Raw genomic sequence first — 17,989 nt, 5'->3', positions numbered from 1 at the left:
GCACAGCCAGTCACCTATCAGGCTTGAATTAGTAAATAAGGGAGGTTTTGCTTTGGCTAAACGTCGCGGAAATCAAACGCACCATCAAAATGAAGATAAACAACAATTGCAACAAGAAGCCGATCATCTCGCAGATGAACGGATTGCTGAAAAAAAAGTCGTTGATAAAATTGTTTACTGGATTATTGGTATTTTAGTTTTATTAGTCGTGGTTATTGGGCTATTAGGCTTTAATTACGTCCATTCCTCATTACAGCCTTATGATCAGCATGACCATAAAACCGTAGTGGTTAAAGTACCGGAGGGCGCAACCAATAAGCAGATTGGCGCTATTTTAGCTCAGGAAAATATTATTAAAAGTCCAATGATTTTTAATTATTACGTTAAATCCCATAATTTTCCTGCCTTTCAAACCGGTTTTTACAATTTGAAACCTTCAATGTCTTTAGCAGAAGTCACCAAAAAATTAGCTGATGGCGGTAGTCAAACCAGTAAATACCGGGTGTTGGTTAAAGAAGGTGCAACTGTTGAACAAGTGGGAAATGCTGTCGCAAAAGCAACGCATTTTTCGAAAAAGCAATTTCTTGCTTTGATGAAAGACCAAACTTTTATGCGTCATTTAGCGAAGAAGTACCCTAAATTGCTCAGTTCATCCATGGCGCAAAGTGGTGTTCGCTACCACCTAGAAGGCTACCTGTATCCTGCAACTTATGATTATTATCAGGGGATGAGCCTTAAAGAATTAGTGACGAATATGGTGACTAAAACTGATTTAGTCATGCAACCTTACTACCAAAAAATTGCGGAAAAGGATCTGACCGTGCAAAAAGTCTTAACGTTAGCCTCTTTAGTCGAACGTGAAGGCAATACCTCAAAGGACCGAGGAAAAATTGCCGGAGTCTTCTTTAACCGAATTGATGCCGGAATGCCACTACAATCCGATATTTCGGTGATGTATGCGTTGAATACACATAAAAAGCATCTATATAATAAAGATTTAGCGGTTAAATCGCCTTATAACCTTTATAAAAATAAAGGCTATGGACCAGGACCATTTAATAACCCTAGCAAGGATTCAATTCAAGCAGTGGTTAACCCGACTGATCGGGATAAGAATTACTTGTACTTTGTTGCTGATTTGAAGACGGGTAAAGTTTATTACTCACAAACATTTGATCAGCACACCAATACGAATAGTGGGATTCAAACCCGCAATAATGACGTCAATTAGAATGTGAAACAGTCCGGGAATTTCCCGGCTGTTTTTTGTGATAAAGTTTAAGTGATAATTGATTTGGAGGATGGCACATGACGGATGCAACAACAGCAAAACCGATTGTAATCGGGGTCACTGGTGGTACTGCTTCAGGCAAAACCACAGTTTCCCACGCAATTTTTGATCATTTCGCAGATGACTCCGTACTATTATTAGCGCAAGATGCCTATTATAATGACCAATCAGACATGACCATTGAACAGCGGCGAGCAGTTAATTATGATCACCCACTGGCATTTGATACACCGCGGCTAATTGCTGATTTGAAAAAATTATTGCACTATCAGGCAGTTGAAGTACCAGTCTATGATTATAAAATTCTTAACCGTAGTGATAAAGTGATTGTGCAACAACCGCGAGATGTGATTATCTTAGAAGGCATTTTGATTTTAGATGATCCCAAACTACGTGATCTAATGGATATTAAAGTTTTTGTGGATACTGACGATGATGTCCGGGTCATTCGCCGGATTCAACGGGATATTCGTGAACGGGGGCGGACGTTGGATAATGTCATTGACCAATATTTAACCACCGTTAAACCGATGTACCATCAATTTGTGGAACCCACTAAACGCTATGCGGATTTAATCGTGCCTGAAGGTGGTCAAAACCAAGTGGCAATTGACTTATTGGTCACTAAAGTACGCGCAATTTTAACAGCACGGGGGAAATAATAGTGGTTACAATTAATGGTTAATTTGAGAAAATGACCATTTACAAGAACTTGGCAGCGTGGTAAGCTTATTGGCGTTAAAAAGACAACTAGGTTAAAAATATAAAAACACGCTAATGTGTGTCGTTAAATAAGGATTAATTAAGGGGATGTGGTAAGTAAAACGACCACAGCTCCTTGTTATTAAATAGGAGGAAAATAAAGATGGCAGAGAAAGAATACCAAATGACTGCGGCAGGAAAAGCAAAATTAGAAGCTGAATTAGAGGATCTAAAAATGAATCAGCGTCCCAAGGTAATTGAACGGATTAAAGTCGCCCGGGGCTTCGGTGATTTATCAGAAAATTCCGAATATACTTCTGCAAAAAATGAACAAAGTTTGTTGGAAGGCCGAATTGCGGACATTGAAAACCAATTGCACTACGCTGTCGTAGCGGACAATAGCACAACAGATCCAGACGAAGTAGCCGTCGGTAAAACCGTCACCTTTCTAGAAGACGGCGAAAGCGATCCAGAAGACTACACCATTGTCGGTGCCGCCGAATCAGATCCCTTCGCAGGTAAAATCAGTAACGACTCCCCAATCGCCAAAGCATTGATGGGCAAACACACAGGAGACAAAGTCACCATTAAAACACCAGGCGGCGACATGAACGTAAAAATTACTGAAGTGAAAGAATAAGAGTGCTTTAGCAGACGGTTAGCTGTTGAGCATTAGCCTAGAACCGGGATTATTTGCAAAGCAAATGATCCCGGTTTGTAGCTAAGCGGAAACAGTTGCCTGCTAAAGCACGTTTTCGCTACAATAGCAGTAACGCATACGGAAACAGTTGCCTGCTCAAGCTTATTTCTACAACTAAAAGGTGAACGAATTCCCTAGTTCGTTCACCCTTTTTTATTACCCATTACGCCATTGATTTACAGCTATGTTATTATAATAGGAAGAAAGTGGTCTAATTTCTTTATTTTTAGGCGCTATTTTCACGTTAAAACTTCGGTCTAAAGGCTGATCGGGTTTACGACTTAAGCAAAACGCCAGCGGCACTTTTTTTGTGTATACTAGAGATAAACCTGACCGCTGCTGATTTTAATTGCCAGCAGTAATCGAATCAGGATGAAAAAGGAGGGCGTATCTTGCGATTTGGGCCTTGGCGGATTTTTTTAATTATCGAAGCATTTTTATGCTTGCTTTTAGGGTGGCAAATTTTTTCCAATACGCCGTCATTGGTTTTTATCATTTTAGGTGGTTTGAGTTTACATGCGGCAATTAAAGGTAAACCCCGCCGTTTCATCACCAGTTTTTGCTGGTTATTTGGTAGTTTATCAATTGGAATTACGTTATTAACCAATCCGACTGTTTGGCTAATGCTGGCAGTTGCGATTATTTTTATGTTGACGCAAGGTTATGATTGGCGCTCTGGTAAACAGCATTTTGCTTGGCTGCCTTGGCGTAAAAAGGATTTCCGCACGATTAAAACTTGCCCGCCAGCTGACCATGATGGCCAAGTTCGCCGTTCAGGCTGGTTTGGTAATCAAACCATCGGTGATGATGTGTTTGAGTGGGATGACATTAATTTAGTTTTGGCAGCTGGCGACACCATCGTTGATTTAGGCAACACCTTGTTACCTAAAGCGGATAATACTGTCGTGATCCGTAAAGGCATTGGCCGGACACGAATTCTAGTTCCAGTGGGTACTGCCGTGATGCTGGATCATACCACCTTAGTCGGTAGCGTCACATTTAATCATAAACGATACAAAATGGGCAATACTGCGTTAAAATTATATAGTGATGACTATGACGACAGTGAACGGCGGATTAAGCTGTTGACCAATGTGTTCATTGGTGACTTAGAGGTGATTTTTGTATGAGCCGGCGCTCCCAGAGCTTTTTATTTGCGCTAACTAGTTTGTTAGCGTTTATTTTACTGAATGCGTTGTTCTTTTCGTATTTTTACGCTGTTGGCCAAACAGATTGGCTGTTAACGTTATTCACAGCGCGTTTGATGTACATCCCAGTGTATGTCTATTTAATTGCGGGCTCGCTGCTGATCGGTGTGGTTGTGACGCTCATTTTTTACCTTCTAGTGCAGCAACAATTCCGCCAGATTGAGACCAAATTAACTTTACTGAACAGTGGTCAATACGAAGCACCAGTTTTTAAAACGCCTCAGTTGCCCGTCGTGACCTTTGATTTAACGGCAAGTGTCGAAAAGCTGCGGCAAAAAATGGTTCGCTTACAACAAGAAATCCAATCTTACAGTGACCAGCCACAATTAGTAGACGGAAAAACACGGGAAGAGATTTTGACCCAAGAACGGCACCGGCTGGCGCGAGAATTACATGATTCCGTTAGCCAGCAATTGTTTGCGGCGATGATGATGCTATCCGCGTTAAACGAAGTTGCCGGTAAGCCAGATAAAGCGGCGCAGTTAAACCGACAATTAAAATTAGTTGAAAAAATCATCAATGAAGCGCAATCTGAAATGCGGGCGCTGTTGTTACACTTACGGCCGATCAGTTTGGAAGGCAAATCACTGAAACAGGGAATTATCCAACTTTTAAAAGAATTGAAAACGAAAATTCAGCTGGCGATGCGTTGGGATATCAGCGATGTGTCACTGTCCAGCGGTGTGGAAGACAATTTATTTCGGATCGTGCAAGAATTATTATCCAATACTTTACGCCATTCCAAAGCGAAGACGCTTGAAGTATACTTAAAACAAGTGGAACAAACAGTGGTTTTAAAAGTCGTTGACGATGGCGTGGGATTTGATCTTAAGAAAAGTCGTCACGCTGGCAGTTACGGCTTAAGTAATATTCGTGAACGCGCCGCCAGTATTGGCGGCACCGTTAAAATCATCAGTTTTCCGCAACAGGGAACTAGTGTGGAAATTCGGGTTCCGTTAGTTCAAACAGAAAAAACAGCACGATAAGCGGTTCGGGCTTAACGTTGAATAGGAAGTGGATTGCGTTGATAAAAGTACTTTTGGTTGATGATCATGAGATGGTACGCATTGGTGTGGCCAGTTACTTAGCTGTTCAAGACGATATTGAAGTGGTCGGCGAGGCTGAAAATGGTAAAGTTGGTGTCGAAAAAGCATTAGATTTACGGCCAGACGTGATCATGATGGATTTAGTCATGGACGTGATGGATGGGATTGAAGCGACAAAGAAAATTTTAGCAGCTTGGCCACAAGCTAAAATTTTGATCGTCACTAGTTTTATTGATGATGAAAAAGTTTATCCGGCTATCGAAGCTGGCGCTAAAAGCTATATTTTAAAAACGTCGACGGCGGCAGAAATTGCGGATGCCATTCGGGGGACTGATCAGGGCGAATCCGTTTTGGAGCCGCAGGTGACTTCCAAGATGATGCATCGGCTGACCCACCGGCAAGAGCCAAATCTTTATGAAGAGTTAACCAAACGCGAAATTGAAGTGTTAAAACTCATTGCCCAAGGAAAAAGCAATCAAGAAATTGCGGATGAGTTATACATCACGCTAAAAACAGTGAAAACCCATGTTTCCAATATTTTATCCAAGTTACAAGTAGAAGACCGCACCCAAGCGGCAATCTACGCTTTAAAACATAAAATTGCGGAATAATAAAATTCGCTGTCATCAGATATTAATATAATTTTGATTAAAAAAAGGGCTGTACCATAAAAAAAGTTATGGTACAGTCCCTTAACTTTCTAACAGCAATGCCTGATTTACACCTTTGTTCAAAATTATCACCACAAGTCCACCACAGGCACTAAGGCAAACTCCGCTTGTGCCGCTTGAAACGACTCCTAGCAAAAAGATTTTTCCGCCGTTTATGCCACCGGAAGAAGATTATATCAAAAAGCAACGTGAGGCCGCTGATGATTAAGCCTAAGGTGAGATAAGGCGGCCAGTAATACATGCTGACTTGATGCGTACCTTTGCTGAGCGGAATCGCGATAAAGGTGTCTAACGCCCGTTTGATTTTAACTGGTTTTTGATCAACTTTAACGTGCCAACCAGTATTAGCAGGGATGGTGGTCATCAATACTTGGTGGTGTTGCGGGATGGTGATGTGGCCACTGAGCCGGTTATTATTATTTTTGGTTAACTGCCATGGTGCTGCTTGTAATTGATGGATGGCCGTGTTGAAGGCATTCATATCAAAGTGGTAGAGTTGTAAATCTTTTAACCACACTTCGTTGCGGTTTAACGTGATGGTTAACTTCTGTGGCCGATTTTGTGCTGCAGCAGCTAAATTAATCACCACAGTATCACGAAACGTATCGTATTGGCGAATATTTTTGCCATTTAGACTAAAACTAACCGCTTTGCTATTTAAGTTAGAACCGATAGTTAAATAGTAAGGATCATCACTATTAGGGGTGAAGGTATAAGTAATGGTACCTGGTTTATGCCGGTTGATTTTACGGTAAGTTTGACTTAACGGCGCTTTGCGCTGTTTAACGTTTTGGTAGCTCACCGTTGTGAACAACTGGGGCAGAAATAATGATGAATATTGTTTTGATCCCATTAACGCATTGAGTACGTTTGACTGGTAGACCAACGGATAGCTGGTGTTAGTTTGCTTTTTCAAGATATTACGGGAAGCCGCAAAACCTAAGCTCAGCGCATAAGGATTTTGGTAAGCGCGGACTTCTTGAGTTTGATCAAATTGATCGTAGTATTTTAGATCAGGTTTTGTCGTTAAAGGTGGCAATAATGGGTTATTATTCCGATTGGCAGGTTCCAACCAATCAGGGTTACGAGCCAAATAATATTTCACACCTAAAAAAGCATCACTAAACAAAGTACCATTGGCATAGGCAATGAAGCCATCGCCAGCTGGCTGGCCTATCTGACCCATGAAATTGGGAATCTTGGATTCAAAGGTGGAGCTAAAATGTGATGCACTGTTGTAATTAGCTTCCATGGCGTCATTTTTAGTCCGCATAAAGGTTTTTTCCAAACGGTAAAAATCCGTTGGCGTAGTGTGCGTCTTGACCTGATTTACCGCTTTTTTGAGTACCGCAGTATAATCGGCATAATCACTTTGGGTGACATAACTGATTTGGTTCAAACTCAAAATCGCATTAGTTCCCATCTCTACCACGACTAATAATAGTAAGGTAAACGGTAACAGCGGGGAGGGATTGGCTTTAAAAGCGAGTAATATCAGTGCTAATAAACTAAATAATAAACTTAAACGCACGGCGGTGGAATTTAAATAATTAAAGTGTTTTAAATTATTGGCCACATAATAAAGGCCTAAACCAAATAATAAGGCTAAGCTCACTCCGGCAGGTAAACGTAGCCGCGGAAGCTGTTTTAGACTGATAGCACCTAGCCAGACAAACCAGAAGCAAACCACAAAGGAAAAGCGGTAAGGATACCAAATGGGAAACTGCATGCCGTGCCAAAGCAGATCTAAAGGTTCATAGCAAAGCGATAAAATCAAAATAGCAGTGACGATTAAAGCGGCGAAGCGTTCCCGCAACCGAATGCGCCGTAAACAAAAATACAGCAAAAAAGCAACCAACACTAATGAACCGACAAAAATATTCGGAAAGCCACTAGGCATTTGATCAAAGTTAAAGGCACCAACCACTAATTTAGATAACATTTTTAATGGATTGTATTCCAAGCGCCAATGAATTTTAGTGACTGTATACTGGGCTTTGCTTTGGGTTAGGGCATAAAAAGTTGGCAGTAACACTGCAGCTGCAGCACCAGCACCTAATAAAGATCCAGTGATAAATTTACCCACGATCCGACCAGTTTGCCGCCAGCTGTCAAAATGCCGCGCCAACGCCCATAACATGTACAGGATTAAAAATAAGCAGATCATGTAACTCATATAGTAGTTAATGATTAACGCTGCCGCTAACCATAAACTGTAACCAAGATAAGAAGCACCTTGGAAGAGCCGCTCAATCATTAAAATAATTAATGGCAGTAAAATCACTGCATCTAGCCAAATTAAGTTAAGTTGGTTAGCAATCATCCAGCCCATCAACGCATAACTGACGGCTAACGCAGGAATGTAAAAGCCACGAGCTGTATCGGTCTTTTTTAACAGCCAAGCAAAGCTTAACCCAGCGCAGCCATATTTTAAAACGGTCATTGCCATGATACCGGCAGTCAACCATTTGCCCGGTGTTAACAATAGAATTAAATTAAACGGACTAAACAAATAATAAGCCCAAACACCGAACATGTCGCCACCGATTGCTTTACTGAAAGAATACAACACTTGACTAGGATGATGGAGTAAAGTATCCCGGTAGAAGGAAAAAAAATCAATGTATTGCTGGCCTAAATCAACCGTCAGTAAACTACTGTGACCAAAAGGAAACATGTGCCGGGAAGCAAAATAACCCGTCATCAATAAAAGGGGAATGAAAAAGCTAAGTAAAAGCGCATAATGCCGCTTGAAAAAGTCAATTAAACGAGACAAACTACCCACCTCAAGATTTTCTTCTATGGTTAAAAGCATAAGTGAACAAAAAAAGAAGTGCAAGGAAAAAAAGAGTGCAAGAGCAGACGGTTAGCTTCTGAGGATTAGCCTAAAACCGGTGATATTTGCAAAGCAAATGGCGCCGGTTTGTAGCTAACCGGAAGAAGCTGTCTGCACTTGCACGTTTCCGTAATAACAGCGGAAACAGTTGCCTGTTCAAGCACGTTTCCACAACAACAGCAGTAGCTACTTAAACTAGTTTATACCATTGAAATAAACTGCCAACCAGCAGCTAAAGATTTAAATGAATCTTAGTTTTTCGTAACTTTAAAATCTAAAAGCGGTATGCTAGTATTAATAAAGTATTTAACATTGGTTTCATGCGTTTATGACTGTGCTTGTTAATTGCCGCTTCAGGCTAGATTTATGTTAAACTAGCCCTAGTTAATGTTGGCAGTTACCAGCGTATATACATTGCAAGTCATGACGTGAGATAGAGGAGCAATCAGCAGTGAAATTTTTGCGTAAAAGAGTGAAACAATCCGCTAAAAAGCAATCGACGATTTCGTTTCGATTGAATTTTTTGTTATTCATTGTATTTATCCTGTTTGCTGCTTTGATCGCCCAATTAGGGTATTTACAGATCTTGTATGGTTCCAAACTGGAAGCTGAAGTGCAGCGGACAGATAAAACGGTGGTGACCAGTAACGTTCCCCGGGGGATGATCTATGATGCCAATGGCCGGGTAATGGTGGGCAATAAAGCGAATAACGCCATTAGTTATACTAAAGACGCGGATGTGCTCTCCACGGATATCTATAAAACGGCAAATAAATTGACCCAATACTTGAGTGTTGACGTGGGGCACCTCACCAAACGTGATAAAATTGACTACTATTTAGCGAACACGAAAAATTTAAAACGGATTTACCGGCAAATACCGCGTTCACAAAAGGTGGATGCCAACGGTAATTCGGTCAGCGATAAAGTGTTATATAAACGAGAAATGGCTGCTATTCCTAAGTCTGAGCTTAAATTTAATCATCAGCAGCGCCAGGCAGCACAACTGTTCAAAATCATGAGCGGGGCTTATCAGCTGTCGACAGTTTATCTTAAAAACGAGGACGTCAGCGCTGAAGAAATTGCGCAAGTCAGTGAGCATTTAACCGAATTATCCGGGGTGAACATTGCTTCTGATTGGCAGCGTTCCTATCCTAATGGTGATTCTATGCGTAGTATCTTCGGTAGTGTCTCTTCAGAAAAGCAAGGCTTGCCCGATGATAAGTTGAACACTTATCTGGCTAGGGGCTATTCTCGGAATGACCGTGTAGGAACCAGTTATCTAGAAGAGCAATACGAAAATGTACTGAAAGGTTCTAAAGCACAGTCACAGGTTACCATGGATGCCAATAATAAAGTGATCAGCAGTAAAAAGCTTTATCAAGGTAAAAAGGGTGGCAACCTGGTCCTGACCATTAATTCGGAATATCAAAAGCAGGTTGAATCATCGTTGAAAAATGTCTTTAATTCTGCTAAATCAGCGGGTATGACCCAATATTCTAATGGTGCTTATGCCGTTGCGATGAACCCGAAAACCGGTGCGATTCTGGCCATGGCTGGCTTGAAAAATAGTCCGAAAAAAGGGACTACTTCAGATGATGCCTTAGGCGTGGTTAACCAAACCTTCACCATGGGGTCTGCGGTAAAAGGTGCAACTGTACTAGGCGGGATGATGAGTGGTGTGATTACACCGACGAATAATACCTTGTCTGATGCGCCACTATATTTCTCAGGCGGTTTGATTAAAAAAGCCGTTTACCCGGCTAACACTTATAGTTCGCTAAATGCCGTCCAAGCGTTAGAAGTTTCTTCTAACATCTACATGATGCGTTTGGCGATGAAGGAAGGTAATGCCAAGTATGAAGCAAACCAATACTTCAACATTGATAAATCAGTCTTTGCTAAACAGCGGGGCTACTTCCATCAATTTGGTTTAGGTGTTAAAACTGGGGTTGATTTACCTGGTGAAGCGTCAGGGTATCCAGGACCGACTAATGACTTAGTAAAATCTTTGGACTTAGCTTATGGGAACTTTGACCAGTACACCGTGATGCAGTTAGGCCAGTACGTTTCGACCATTGCTAATAATGGGTACCGGATGCAGCCTTACATTGTAAAATCAATTCGCGGAACTACTAGTGATGGCAGGCTAGGACGAGTTCAGACACAAAGCACGCCTAAAGTGTTAAACCGGATCGGGTCAACACAAGAAGAAATTAACGTGGTCAAACAAGGTTTTTATAACGTAGTTCACGGTAGCATGTCATGGGGAACTGCCCACGATTTGAAGGACTTTACGCCGGCTATTGCGGGTAAAACTGGGACGGCGCAAACCTTCTACTATGATCCAGATAATCCAAATAATACGGACCCGCCAGAAACTTTAACGTCTAGTTTTGTTGGGTATGCGCCAGCAGATAATCCGAAGATTGCGGTTGCGGTGGTCTTCCCGAACATCTCAACCAATGCGGATAGTTCGCATTACAACACGCAAGTGGCGGAGCAAATGTTTAGCAACTACTTTAAAGATAATGGTCAAAAGACCTCTTCTGGTAGTAGTTCAAAATCAGCATAAAATAAGTAATCAAAAAGGAACACGCAATTAATTGCATGTTCCTTTTGTTTTTTCTTTACGGATCATGAACGATCACTTTGGTACCGTAGGGGATGTGCTGGTTAATCCACTTGGCATCTGGAATGGTGAGGCGGACACAGCCATGCGAAGCTTTAGTACCTAATTTTTCAGCTTCCTTGGCTTTATAGTGGCCTTTAGCAGTCGTTGGAACACTGTGGAATAAATAAACGCCATGACCGGACCAGGACGTCCAATAATTTGCGCCTTCCTTGAGCTTCTTATTATAAAAGCTTTTACCCCGTTCAGCCTGGATCGCGAATTTACCATTTGGCGTGGTGTGTTTAATGCCGGTAGAGGCATACATGGTGTACAGTGTGGTTTTGCCATCCTTGACGTAAACCCGCTGTTTGCCCTGAGCAACTTCTAGCGTAACGTGGGAATGTTGCTTTAAATCTGGATAGGGCTTAGTTTCCGAGGGTGCCCGCCAATCGATGGTCGCTTGCTTTTTCTGTGGTGTCACTGCTTTTTTAACGCTGGTTCGCTGTGTTTTAGTCTTCGCAGTTGCCACTTCATCATGGTGTTGCTGGGGTAAGTTAATGCTTAAATAATGGGCACTGATACCTAATAAAGCTGCTGTTAGCACTAAAATGACCAACACTTGATGTTTTTTGTCGGGACGCTTCATAAATTAATCGCTCCAATTAAATAAGGCTTACGCACTATCATAACTGACTACAAGTTGAAATGAAAGGGACACAGCTAAACTTAACTAATGACCTGGTGTCCCAAAACCATCTAGCAATACCACACCTACGACAATTAAGCCGAGACCTAAAATGCCAATGGCATTCAAAGGCTCGCGCCAAAGAAAAATTGAAATGATGGTGGTGAAAATCAAGCCTAAGCCAGCCCAACTGGCGTAAGCTAAATTCAGCGGGACGGTTTTAATGGAGAGTGATAGAAAATAAAAGCAAAAGCCGTAAGCCAACAACGTGCCCAGCGTGGGAAAAAGCCGGGTGAAGCCCACTGATAGTTTTAATAAATTCGTACCTAACAATTCGCCAATAATGGCAATGCCTAAATAAATGTAACCTGCCAAAGTGCTAACCTTCTTTCTGAAGACGATTTTAAGCCACTTTGCAGTTGAGGACAACTTAAAATACGACAATAATTTAACATGCATTAATTTGGTGCAATGAATTGTGAAAATTATGAGAGAATTATAATAATAACTTTAGATTTACCGTGATTGTTCCCTGTCAAGCAAAAAGACTTAACATTATTTTGCAAAAGGACTAGCCAGCGCGGTTAAAAAATGATAAACTAATACTCGTTTGAGACGAAGGTCGAAAAATTTAAACTTTGAACATCAGGGAGGATTTTAATATGCGTGTCAACATTACGATGGAATGCACAAGTTGCCATCATCGCAATTACTTAACGAGCAAAAATCGCCGTAACAATCCTGATCGGTTGGAATTAAATAAATATTGCCCAAACGAACGGAAAGTTACGTTACATCGCGAAACTAAGTAAGCACGCTAGAATGAACTGTGGTGCTGCCGCAGTCGTTTTGGTGTCGATTGAGATGAACAAGTGAGTTCGGGATAATCCCCGGGCTTATTTTTTTAGGAAGGTGTCTCCAATGGCAAAACTGGCGAAACAAGCCGTGCGGCAGCAAGTGATTCAATGGCTGCAGGCTTATCAGCAACAACCTGCAAAGCAGCAGGCTCAACAACAGCTCTACCAGCAATTTTTTGCGTTGCTTCAATGGCAACAAGCTCGGACGGTCGCCTTAACGCTAAGTCAGCCACTGGAAATTGATGTGCAACCGGTAATCCAGGCAGCTTGGCAGGCGGGCAAGCAAGTGTATGTTCCGAGAGTGATGCCTAAACGGCAGTTGGCCTTTTTACCTTATACCGCCACAACACCATTGACAAAAAGCAAGTTTGGCTTATTGGAACCCCCGTATCAGCCAACACAAGTCCGGACGCAGTTTGATTTAATGTTAGTCCCCGGATTAGCCTTTTCAGCGGCTCGGCAACGATTAGGCTTTGGTGGCGGCTACTATGACCGCTTCTTAAGTCAACATCCGCAAAAGACAGTTAGCTTAGCGCTTAGCGGGCAGTATTTTACCACAGCAACTTGGCCAGTGGCACCGTTTGATAGGGTTATTGATCAATTGCTAACCGTAGATAGGTGAGGTGCGAATGCAACGTAAAATCAGACAATGGCGTAGCGGCCCGTACATGATGTATTTTTTCCTCGGGTTACAATTACTGGTTTATTTAGTATTAACGTTATTTGGCGGCAGTGAAAACGGCAATGTGTTGGTTTTCTTCGGTGCCAAAGTTAATTTCTTAATTCAACAAGGTCAGTGGTGGCGACTGATCACACCCATGTTTTTGCACAGTGGGTTAACCCACATCGCGGTGAATTCGATTACGCTATATTTTATTGGCATGCAGATTGAAGATTTATTTGGTCATTGGCGCTTTACTGTAATCTATTTGTTAAGTGGCATAACCGGCAATATTGCCAGTTTTGTCTTTAATCAAGGCATTTCAGTTGGTGCTAGCACAGCGCTTTTTGGGCTATTTGGTGCCTTTTTCATGTTGATGGAAACATTCCGCAATAATGTTGCGATCCGTGCAGTGGGGCGGCAATTTGCGTTATTTATTTTATTGAATCTTGGGTTTGATCTTTTCATTCCCGGAATTGATTTAGCTGGTCATTTAGGCGGACTGCTCGGCGGTTTTTTAGTGGCTAACTTAGTGGGAGTCCCTAACTTACGCAGCATTGGTCGTTGGCGGCGCTGTGGGGCGTTCATCGTGTTAGTCGGTGCAACCGCCTTTTTCCTGTATTTAGGTTTTACACGATAATGTTTCAAGGTTATGATAGGACTAGATAGTATGCGGACTTTATATGATGTACAGCAGTTACTAAAGCGTTACAATATTTTTGTCTATGTCGGAAAACGACTATGGGACATTGAATTGATGGCAATTGAGCTTGACCACCTTTACCAAGCTGGTGTGGTGGCACACAAGCCTTATTTACAGGCAAAAATGATTTTACGTCGCGAACATGAAATTGAGCAGCGGCGGGAACAACAAAAACAAGATAAAGGCAAGTGATAACGATGGATAAAAAATTAATCGGCGTTGACTTAGGTGGTACCACCACTAAATTTGCCATTTTGACAACTAGTGGCGCCATTCAACAACGCTGGAGTATTGACACTAATATTTTAGATGAAGGCGCCCACATTATTCCTGATATTGTAACTTCAATTAACCACCACTTGAAGTTGTACCAAATGGTGCCTGAGCAATTTTTGGGTATTGGTATGGGATCGCCGGGGACGGTTGACCGGCAATTAGGGACCATTATTGGCGCCTACAATTTAAATTGGAAAACTTTGCAACAAGCCAAACAAGAGATTGAAGCAGGGACAGGAATTAAGTTTGCCATTGATAACGATGCCAACGTCGCTGCATTAGGTGAACGTTGGAAAGGCGCCGGTGAAAATGATGATAATGTGGCCTTTGTCACTTTAGGCACCGGTGTTGGTGGCGGTATTATCGCTGATGGTCATTTATTGCACGGTGCCGCTGGCTCAGCTGGTGAAATCGGCCACATTACCGTTGATCCTAAAGGTTACTTGTGTACTTGCGGTAAGCACGGTTGTTTAGAAACCGTTGCTTCAGCAACTGGTGTGGTGCGCGTCGCTCGGGATATGGCCGAAGAGTATGCAGGAGATTCTGAATTGAAACAAACGTTAGATGATGGTAACGAAATTTCATCTAAAATTACTTTTGATTTAGCTAAAGCAGGCGACCCGCTAGCTAAAATGGTAGTTGATCGCGTGGCGCAATATTTAGGCATTGCGCTAGGAAATGTGGCGAACACATTAAATCCAACTTTTATCGTCATTGGCGGTGGTGTTTCCGCAGCAGGTGTTTTCTTATTGAATCAGGTTCAGGCTTATTTTGATGACTATACTTTCCCACAAGTCCGCGAAACCACAAAGCTGAAGCTTGCTGAATTAGGAAATGAAGCCGGCGTGATCGGTGCTGGTTCCTTAGCGTTAGCTTTTGCTTAATCGAAACGGAATTTGGGAGGTTAATGGTTCATGTTAAATACGATTCTGACGGTTATTGTTGTCGCGTTTTTACTTTACATTGTCGGCCAGCAAGTTTATTTTATGATCCAACGTAAGCGGGTTGGGACGCAATTAGAAGAAGAAGACTTTAATGCAGGGATGCGTAAAGCGCAAATTATTGATTTAAGAGAGGCCAAGTATTTTGATTCCGGTCATATTTTAGGTGCGCGTAACATTCCTTATTCACAAATGAAACAGCGGTATAATGAAATTCGGCCTGATTTACCAGTTTATTTGTACGATCAAGGCCGGACGCTTAGTACTCGTGCAGCGATTTTGCTGCACCGGAAGGGCTACAAACAAATTTTTTGGCTGAAACGCGGTTATCAATCTTGGGATGGTAAAACCAAGCGGAAAAAATATTAATTTTAAAGGTTGACTTGCTAGTGCAGTGTCAACCTTTTAGTTTAAATGAAGAGGTGACAACCATGCCAAAACAGAAGCTGATTTTAATTGTCGGTCCCACAGCAGTGGGTAAAACCGCATTAAGCTTAAAACTAGCCCATCGTTTTAATGGCGAAGTGATCTCTGGTGATTCTATGCAGGTTTACCGCAAGCTGGATATCGGGACGGCAAAGATTTTACCGCAAGAACAGCAGGGGATCCGCCACCATTTGTTAAACGTCCGGGAACTGACAGAACCCTTTACCGTCGCGGACTTTAAACGCTTAGCCACTCAAGCAATTACGGCCACTGCTAAACGCGGACACCAACCTTTCGTTGTAGGTGGCACCGGTTTTTACCTGCAGTCTTTATTGCGCGGGTATCAGCTAGGGGGCTCGGCTAGCGCACCACAGCCTAAATTGCGGGCCAAGTGGGAGCATTTTTTAGTGGTACATGGCATTCAAGCTTTGCAGCAGGCTGTGGCCCAAGTGGATCCGATCAGTGCGCGGAAAATCTCACCTGGGGATAGCCGACGTTTGATCCGGGCGTTAGAAGTTTTTGAAACCACTGGCAAACCGATTTCTGCACAGACAGACCAGTATAATCCTGCATATCAGCCTTTAGTTATCGGTTTAACCACGCAGCGATCAGTCTTGTATGCGCGGATTAACCAGCGGGTGGATCAAATGCTGGCTGCAGGTTTATTAACAGAAGCAAAAATGGTTTACCAACAGCGCCAGCAAGCTCCACAGGCCAGTAAAGCCATTGGTTACAAAGAATTTTTCCCGTATTTTGCAGGGGAATGCACTTTGGCAGAGGCTGTTACCACAGTGAAGAAGAATTCCCGTCATTTTGCTAAGCGCCAATTAACCTATTTCCGCAACCAAATGGCGACACACTGGTTTGATTTGCTGGCCCAACCAGATCAATTAATGCAGATTGAACAAACAGTCGTGCAATTTTTAAATGATTAATTTAGCAAAGGAATGATCAATGATGACAGATGAAATTTCACCACAATTACAATCTTTAGTCACCCAAGTGGATCAACAGATTCAACCCCGTTTAGCCCAAATCAGTGCGCAAGTGTTAACCAACCAACGTAAAGTGCTAACGGCTTTTCGCGACCAAAAAGTCGCCGCGGAAAGCTTTAATGGCACTACAGGCTATGGTTATGATGATGCTGGCCGGGATCAATTGGATGCCATTTACGCCCAAGCTTTTGGTGGCGAAGCAGCGTTAGTCCGGCCACAGTTTGTTTCTGGTACCCACGCTATCGGTACTGCCTTTTTTGGCATGCTGCGTCCTGGCGACCAATTACTTTATTTAACTGGAATGCCCTATGATACTTTGCAAGAAGTCATCGGACTTGCTGGCAATGGGATCGGATCATTAAAAGACTTTGGGGTCACGTTTGATCAAATTCCATTAACCGCAGCTGGCAAAGTGGCATTATCTGAAATTCCAGCGCACATCACCCCACAAACTAAGGTGGTGGCGATTCAACGCTCCCGAGGTTATTCTAATCGAGATAGTTTTACCATCGCAGAAATTGCTACCATGATTAAAGCTGTTCGCCGCGTCGCGCCAGACGTCACGATTTTTGTTGATAATTGCTACGGCGAATTTTCCGAAACGAAAGAACCTTTAGAAGTCGGGGCGGATTTAATCGCCGGTTCGTTAATTAAAAATCCTGGCGGCGGTTTAGCGCGCACAGGTGGCTATGTTGCCGGTAACCAAGATTTAGTGGAAAAAATAGGTTACGCACTGACTGTACCAGGTATTGGTTCAGAAGAAGCACCAACGCTAAATAGCTTAGGTAACATGTTCCAAGGCTTTTTCTTAGCCCCACACGTTGTCGGTGAAGCATTAAAGGGGGCTGTTTTTACCGCGGCGTTACTAGAAAGACTAGGCTTAGACGTGCGGCCAAAATGGAATGCCCCGCGGACTGATTTAATTCAAACAGTAAACTTTGGTGAAGCCAACGCCATGACAAAGTTTGCAGAAGAAATTCAACGCTTTTCACCAGTCGATGCCTTCGTCACCCCCATTCCTAGTGACATGGCAGGTTATGAAGATAAAATCATTATGGCAGCTGGCACCTTTGTTCAAGGCGCAAGCGTGGAACTTTCTGCAGACGGTCCACTGCGTCCACCGTACACACTGTACTTGCAAGGCGGTTTGACGTACGAGCACGTCAAACTCGCCATCACTGCGGCGGCAAATGCGGTGATGGGGGAAAGGGATAGCTAGGCAAAATTGTTATTTGATTTTGTGGCATTAAATTGTTAATTATTAAAAAAGAATAAAAATTAATTGTACTGGTGGTTAGTTTTTACCACCAGTTTTTGTATTTGGTAGATTGTAAAATTTAAGTTGAACATATTAGTGGACAGAAAAACCCATAAAGG

18 protein-coding genes are annotated in these 17,989 nt (G+C 42.5%); 15 read left to right on the top strand and 3 right to left on the bottom strand.

Going from position 1 to position 17,989, the window contains the following annotated elements; all coding sequences use genetic code 11:
* The first annotated feature begins 106 nt into the window (after nt 1-106).
* The 6 genes from mltG (at nt 107) to FC24_RS05765 (ending at nt 5,558) form a co-directional block, all read left to right on the top strand.
* A complete protein-coding gene (gene mltG / locus FC24_RS05790; protein ID WP_235807328.1) occupies nt 107-1,231 on the top strand; it encodes an endolytic transglycosylase MltG in 1,125 nt (374 codons plus the stop codon).
* 77 nt (nt 1,232-1,308) lie between these two features.
* Nucleotides 1,309-1,953: a uridine kinase gene (gene udk, locus FC24_RS05785; protein ID WP_057873940.1), complete on the top strand. Its 645-nt coding sequence runs from the start codon at nt 1,309-1,311 to the stop codon at nt 1,951-1,953.
* Nucleotides 1,954-2,156: 203 nt separating this feature from the next.
* Nucleotides 2,157-2,633 carry a transcription elongation factor GreA gene (greA, locus tag FC24_RS05780; RefSeq protein WP_057873939.1) on the top strand — a complete coding sequence of 159 codons (477 nt, stop codon included), beginning with the start codon at nt 2,157-2,159 and terminating at the stop codon, nt 2,631-2,633.
* Between the two features lie 452 nt (nt 2,634-3,085).
* Nucleotides 3,086-3,823, top strand: coding sequence for a cell wall-active antibiotics response protein LiaF (gene liaF, locus FC24_RS05775; RefSeq protein WP_235807327.1), 738 nt, complete (start codon nt 3,086-3,088; stop codon nt 3,821-3,823).
* Nucleotides 3,820-4,887: a sensor histidine kinase gene (locus FC24_RS05770; RefSeq protein WP_057873937.1), complete on the top strand. Its 1,068-nt coding sequence runs from the start codon at nt 3,820-3,822 to the stop codon at nt 4,885-4,887. Before liaF ends, FC24_RS05770 begins: the two co-directional genes overlap by 4 nt.
* Nucleotides 4,888-4,925: 38 nt before the next feature.
* Nucleotides 4,926-5,558: a response regulator gene (locus FC24_RS05765; RefSeq protein WP_057873936.1), complete on the top strand. Its 633-nt coding sequence runs from the start codon at nt 4,926-4,928 to the stop codon at nt 5,556-5,558.
* Between the two features lie 151 nt (nt 5,559-5,709).
* Here FC24_RS05765 and FC24_RS05760 read toward each other — a convergent pair whose 3' ends face one another.
* Nucleotides 5,710-8,394: a YfhO family protein gene (locus FC24_RS05760; protein WP_235807326.1), complete on the bottom strand. Its 2,685-nt coding sequence runs from the start codon at nt 8,392-8,394 to the stop codon at nt 5,710-5,712.
* 511 nt (nt 8,395-8,905) lie between these two features.
* Here FC24_RS05760 and FC24_RS05755 point away from each other — a divergent pair.
* A complete protein-coding gene (locus FC24_RS05755; RefSeq protein ID WP_057873935.1) occupies nt 8,906-11,029 on the top strand; it encodes a peptidoglycan D,D-transpeptidase FtsI family protein in 2,124 nt (707 codons plus the stop codon).
* 55 nt (nt 11,030-11,084) lie between these two features.
* Here the strand turns inward: FC24_RS05755 and FC24_RS05750 are convergent, their stop codons facing one another.
* Nucleotides 11,085-11,714, bottom strand: a complete 630-nt coding sequence (locus FC24_RS05750; RefSeq protein ID WP_057873934.1) for a L,D-transpeptidase — start codon at nt 11,712-11,714, stop codon at nt 11,085-11,087.
* Nucleotides 11,715-11,798: 84 nt separating this feature from the next.
* Entirely contained in the window at nt 11,799-12,128 is a 330-nt protein-coding gene (locus FC24_RS05745; RefSeq protein ID WP_057873933.1) for a DMT family transporter, read from the bottom strand.
* A 287-nt stretch (nt 12,129-12,415) separates the two neighbouring features.
* Here FC24_RS05745 and rpmG point away from each other — a divergent pair, with 287 nt between their 5' ends.
* The 8 genes from rpmG (at nt 12,416) to FC24_RS05710 (ending at nt 17,831) form a co-directional block, all read left to right on the top strand.
* Complete coding sequence (rpmG, locus tag FC24_RS11345) at nt 12,416-12,565, top strand: 50S ribosomal protein L33 (protein ID WP_083485646.1); 150 nt, start codon at nt 12,416-12,418, stop codon at nt 12,563-12,565.
* Between the two features lie 109 nt (nt 12,566-12,674).
* The gene (locus tag FC24_RS05740; protein WP_235807325.1) at nt 12,675-13,232 is read left to right on the top strand and encodes a 5-formyltetrahydrofolate cyclo-ligase; all 558 of its coding nucleotides are present in this window, start codon (nt 12,675-12,677) and stop codon (nt 13,230-13,232) included.
* Between the two features lie 7 nt (nt 13,233-13,239).
* Nucleotides 13,240-13,911: a rhomboid family intramembrane serine protease gene (locus FC24_RS05735; RefSeq protein ID WP_057873932.1), complete on the top strand. Its 672-nt coding sequence runs from the start codon at nt 13,240-13,242 to the stop codon at nt 13,909-13,911.
* A gap of 30 nt (nt 13,912-13,941) precedes the next feature.
* Complete coding sequence (locus FC24_RS05730) at nt 13,942-14,166, top strand: YqgQ family protein (protein WP_057873931.1); 225 nt, start codon at nt 13,942-13,944, stop codon at nt 14,164-14,166.
* Between the two features lie 5 nt (nt 14,167-14,171).
* Entirely contained in the window at nt 14,172-15,134 is a 963-nt protein-coding gene (locus tag FC24_RS05725; RefSeq protein ID WP_057873930.1) for an ROK family glucokinase, read from the top strand.
* Between the two features lie 30 nt (nt 15,135-15,164).
* Nucleotides 15,165-15,560: a rhodanese-like domain-containing protein gene (locus FC24_RS05720; protein WP_057873929.1), complete on the top strand. Its 396-nt coding sequence runs from the start codon at nt 15,165-15,167 to the stop codon at nt 15,558-15,560.
* A 62-nt stretch (nt 15,561-15,622) separates the two neighbouring features.
* Nucleotides 15,623-16,552: a tRNA (adenosine(37)-N6)-dimethylallyltransferase MiaA gene (miaA, locus tag FC24_RS05715; protein WP_057873928.1), complete on the top strand. Its 930-nt coding sequence runs from the start codon at nt 15,623-15,625 to the stop codon at nt 16,550-16,552.
* A gap of 19 nt (nt 16,553-16,571) precedes the next feature.
* Nucleotides 16,572-17,831 (top strand): methionine gamma-lyase family protein, encoded by a 1,260-nt coding sequence (locus FC24_RS05710; RefSeq protein ID WP_420805252.1) that lies wholly within the window; start codon nt 16,572-16,574, stop codon nt 17,829-17,831.
* Nucleotides 17,832-17,989: the final 158 nt, after the last annotated feature.

It is taken from the genome of Loigolactobacillus rennini DSM 20253, from assembly GCF_001436505.1.
GTDB lineage: Bacteria > Bacillota > Bacilli > Lactobacillales > Lactobacillaceae > Loigolactobacillus > Loigolactobacillus rennini.
This window is presented reverse-complemented; position numbering and strand designations above follow the sequence as displayed.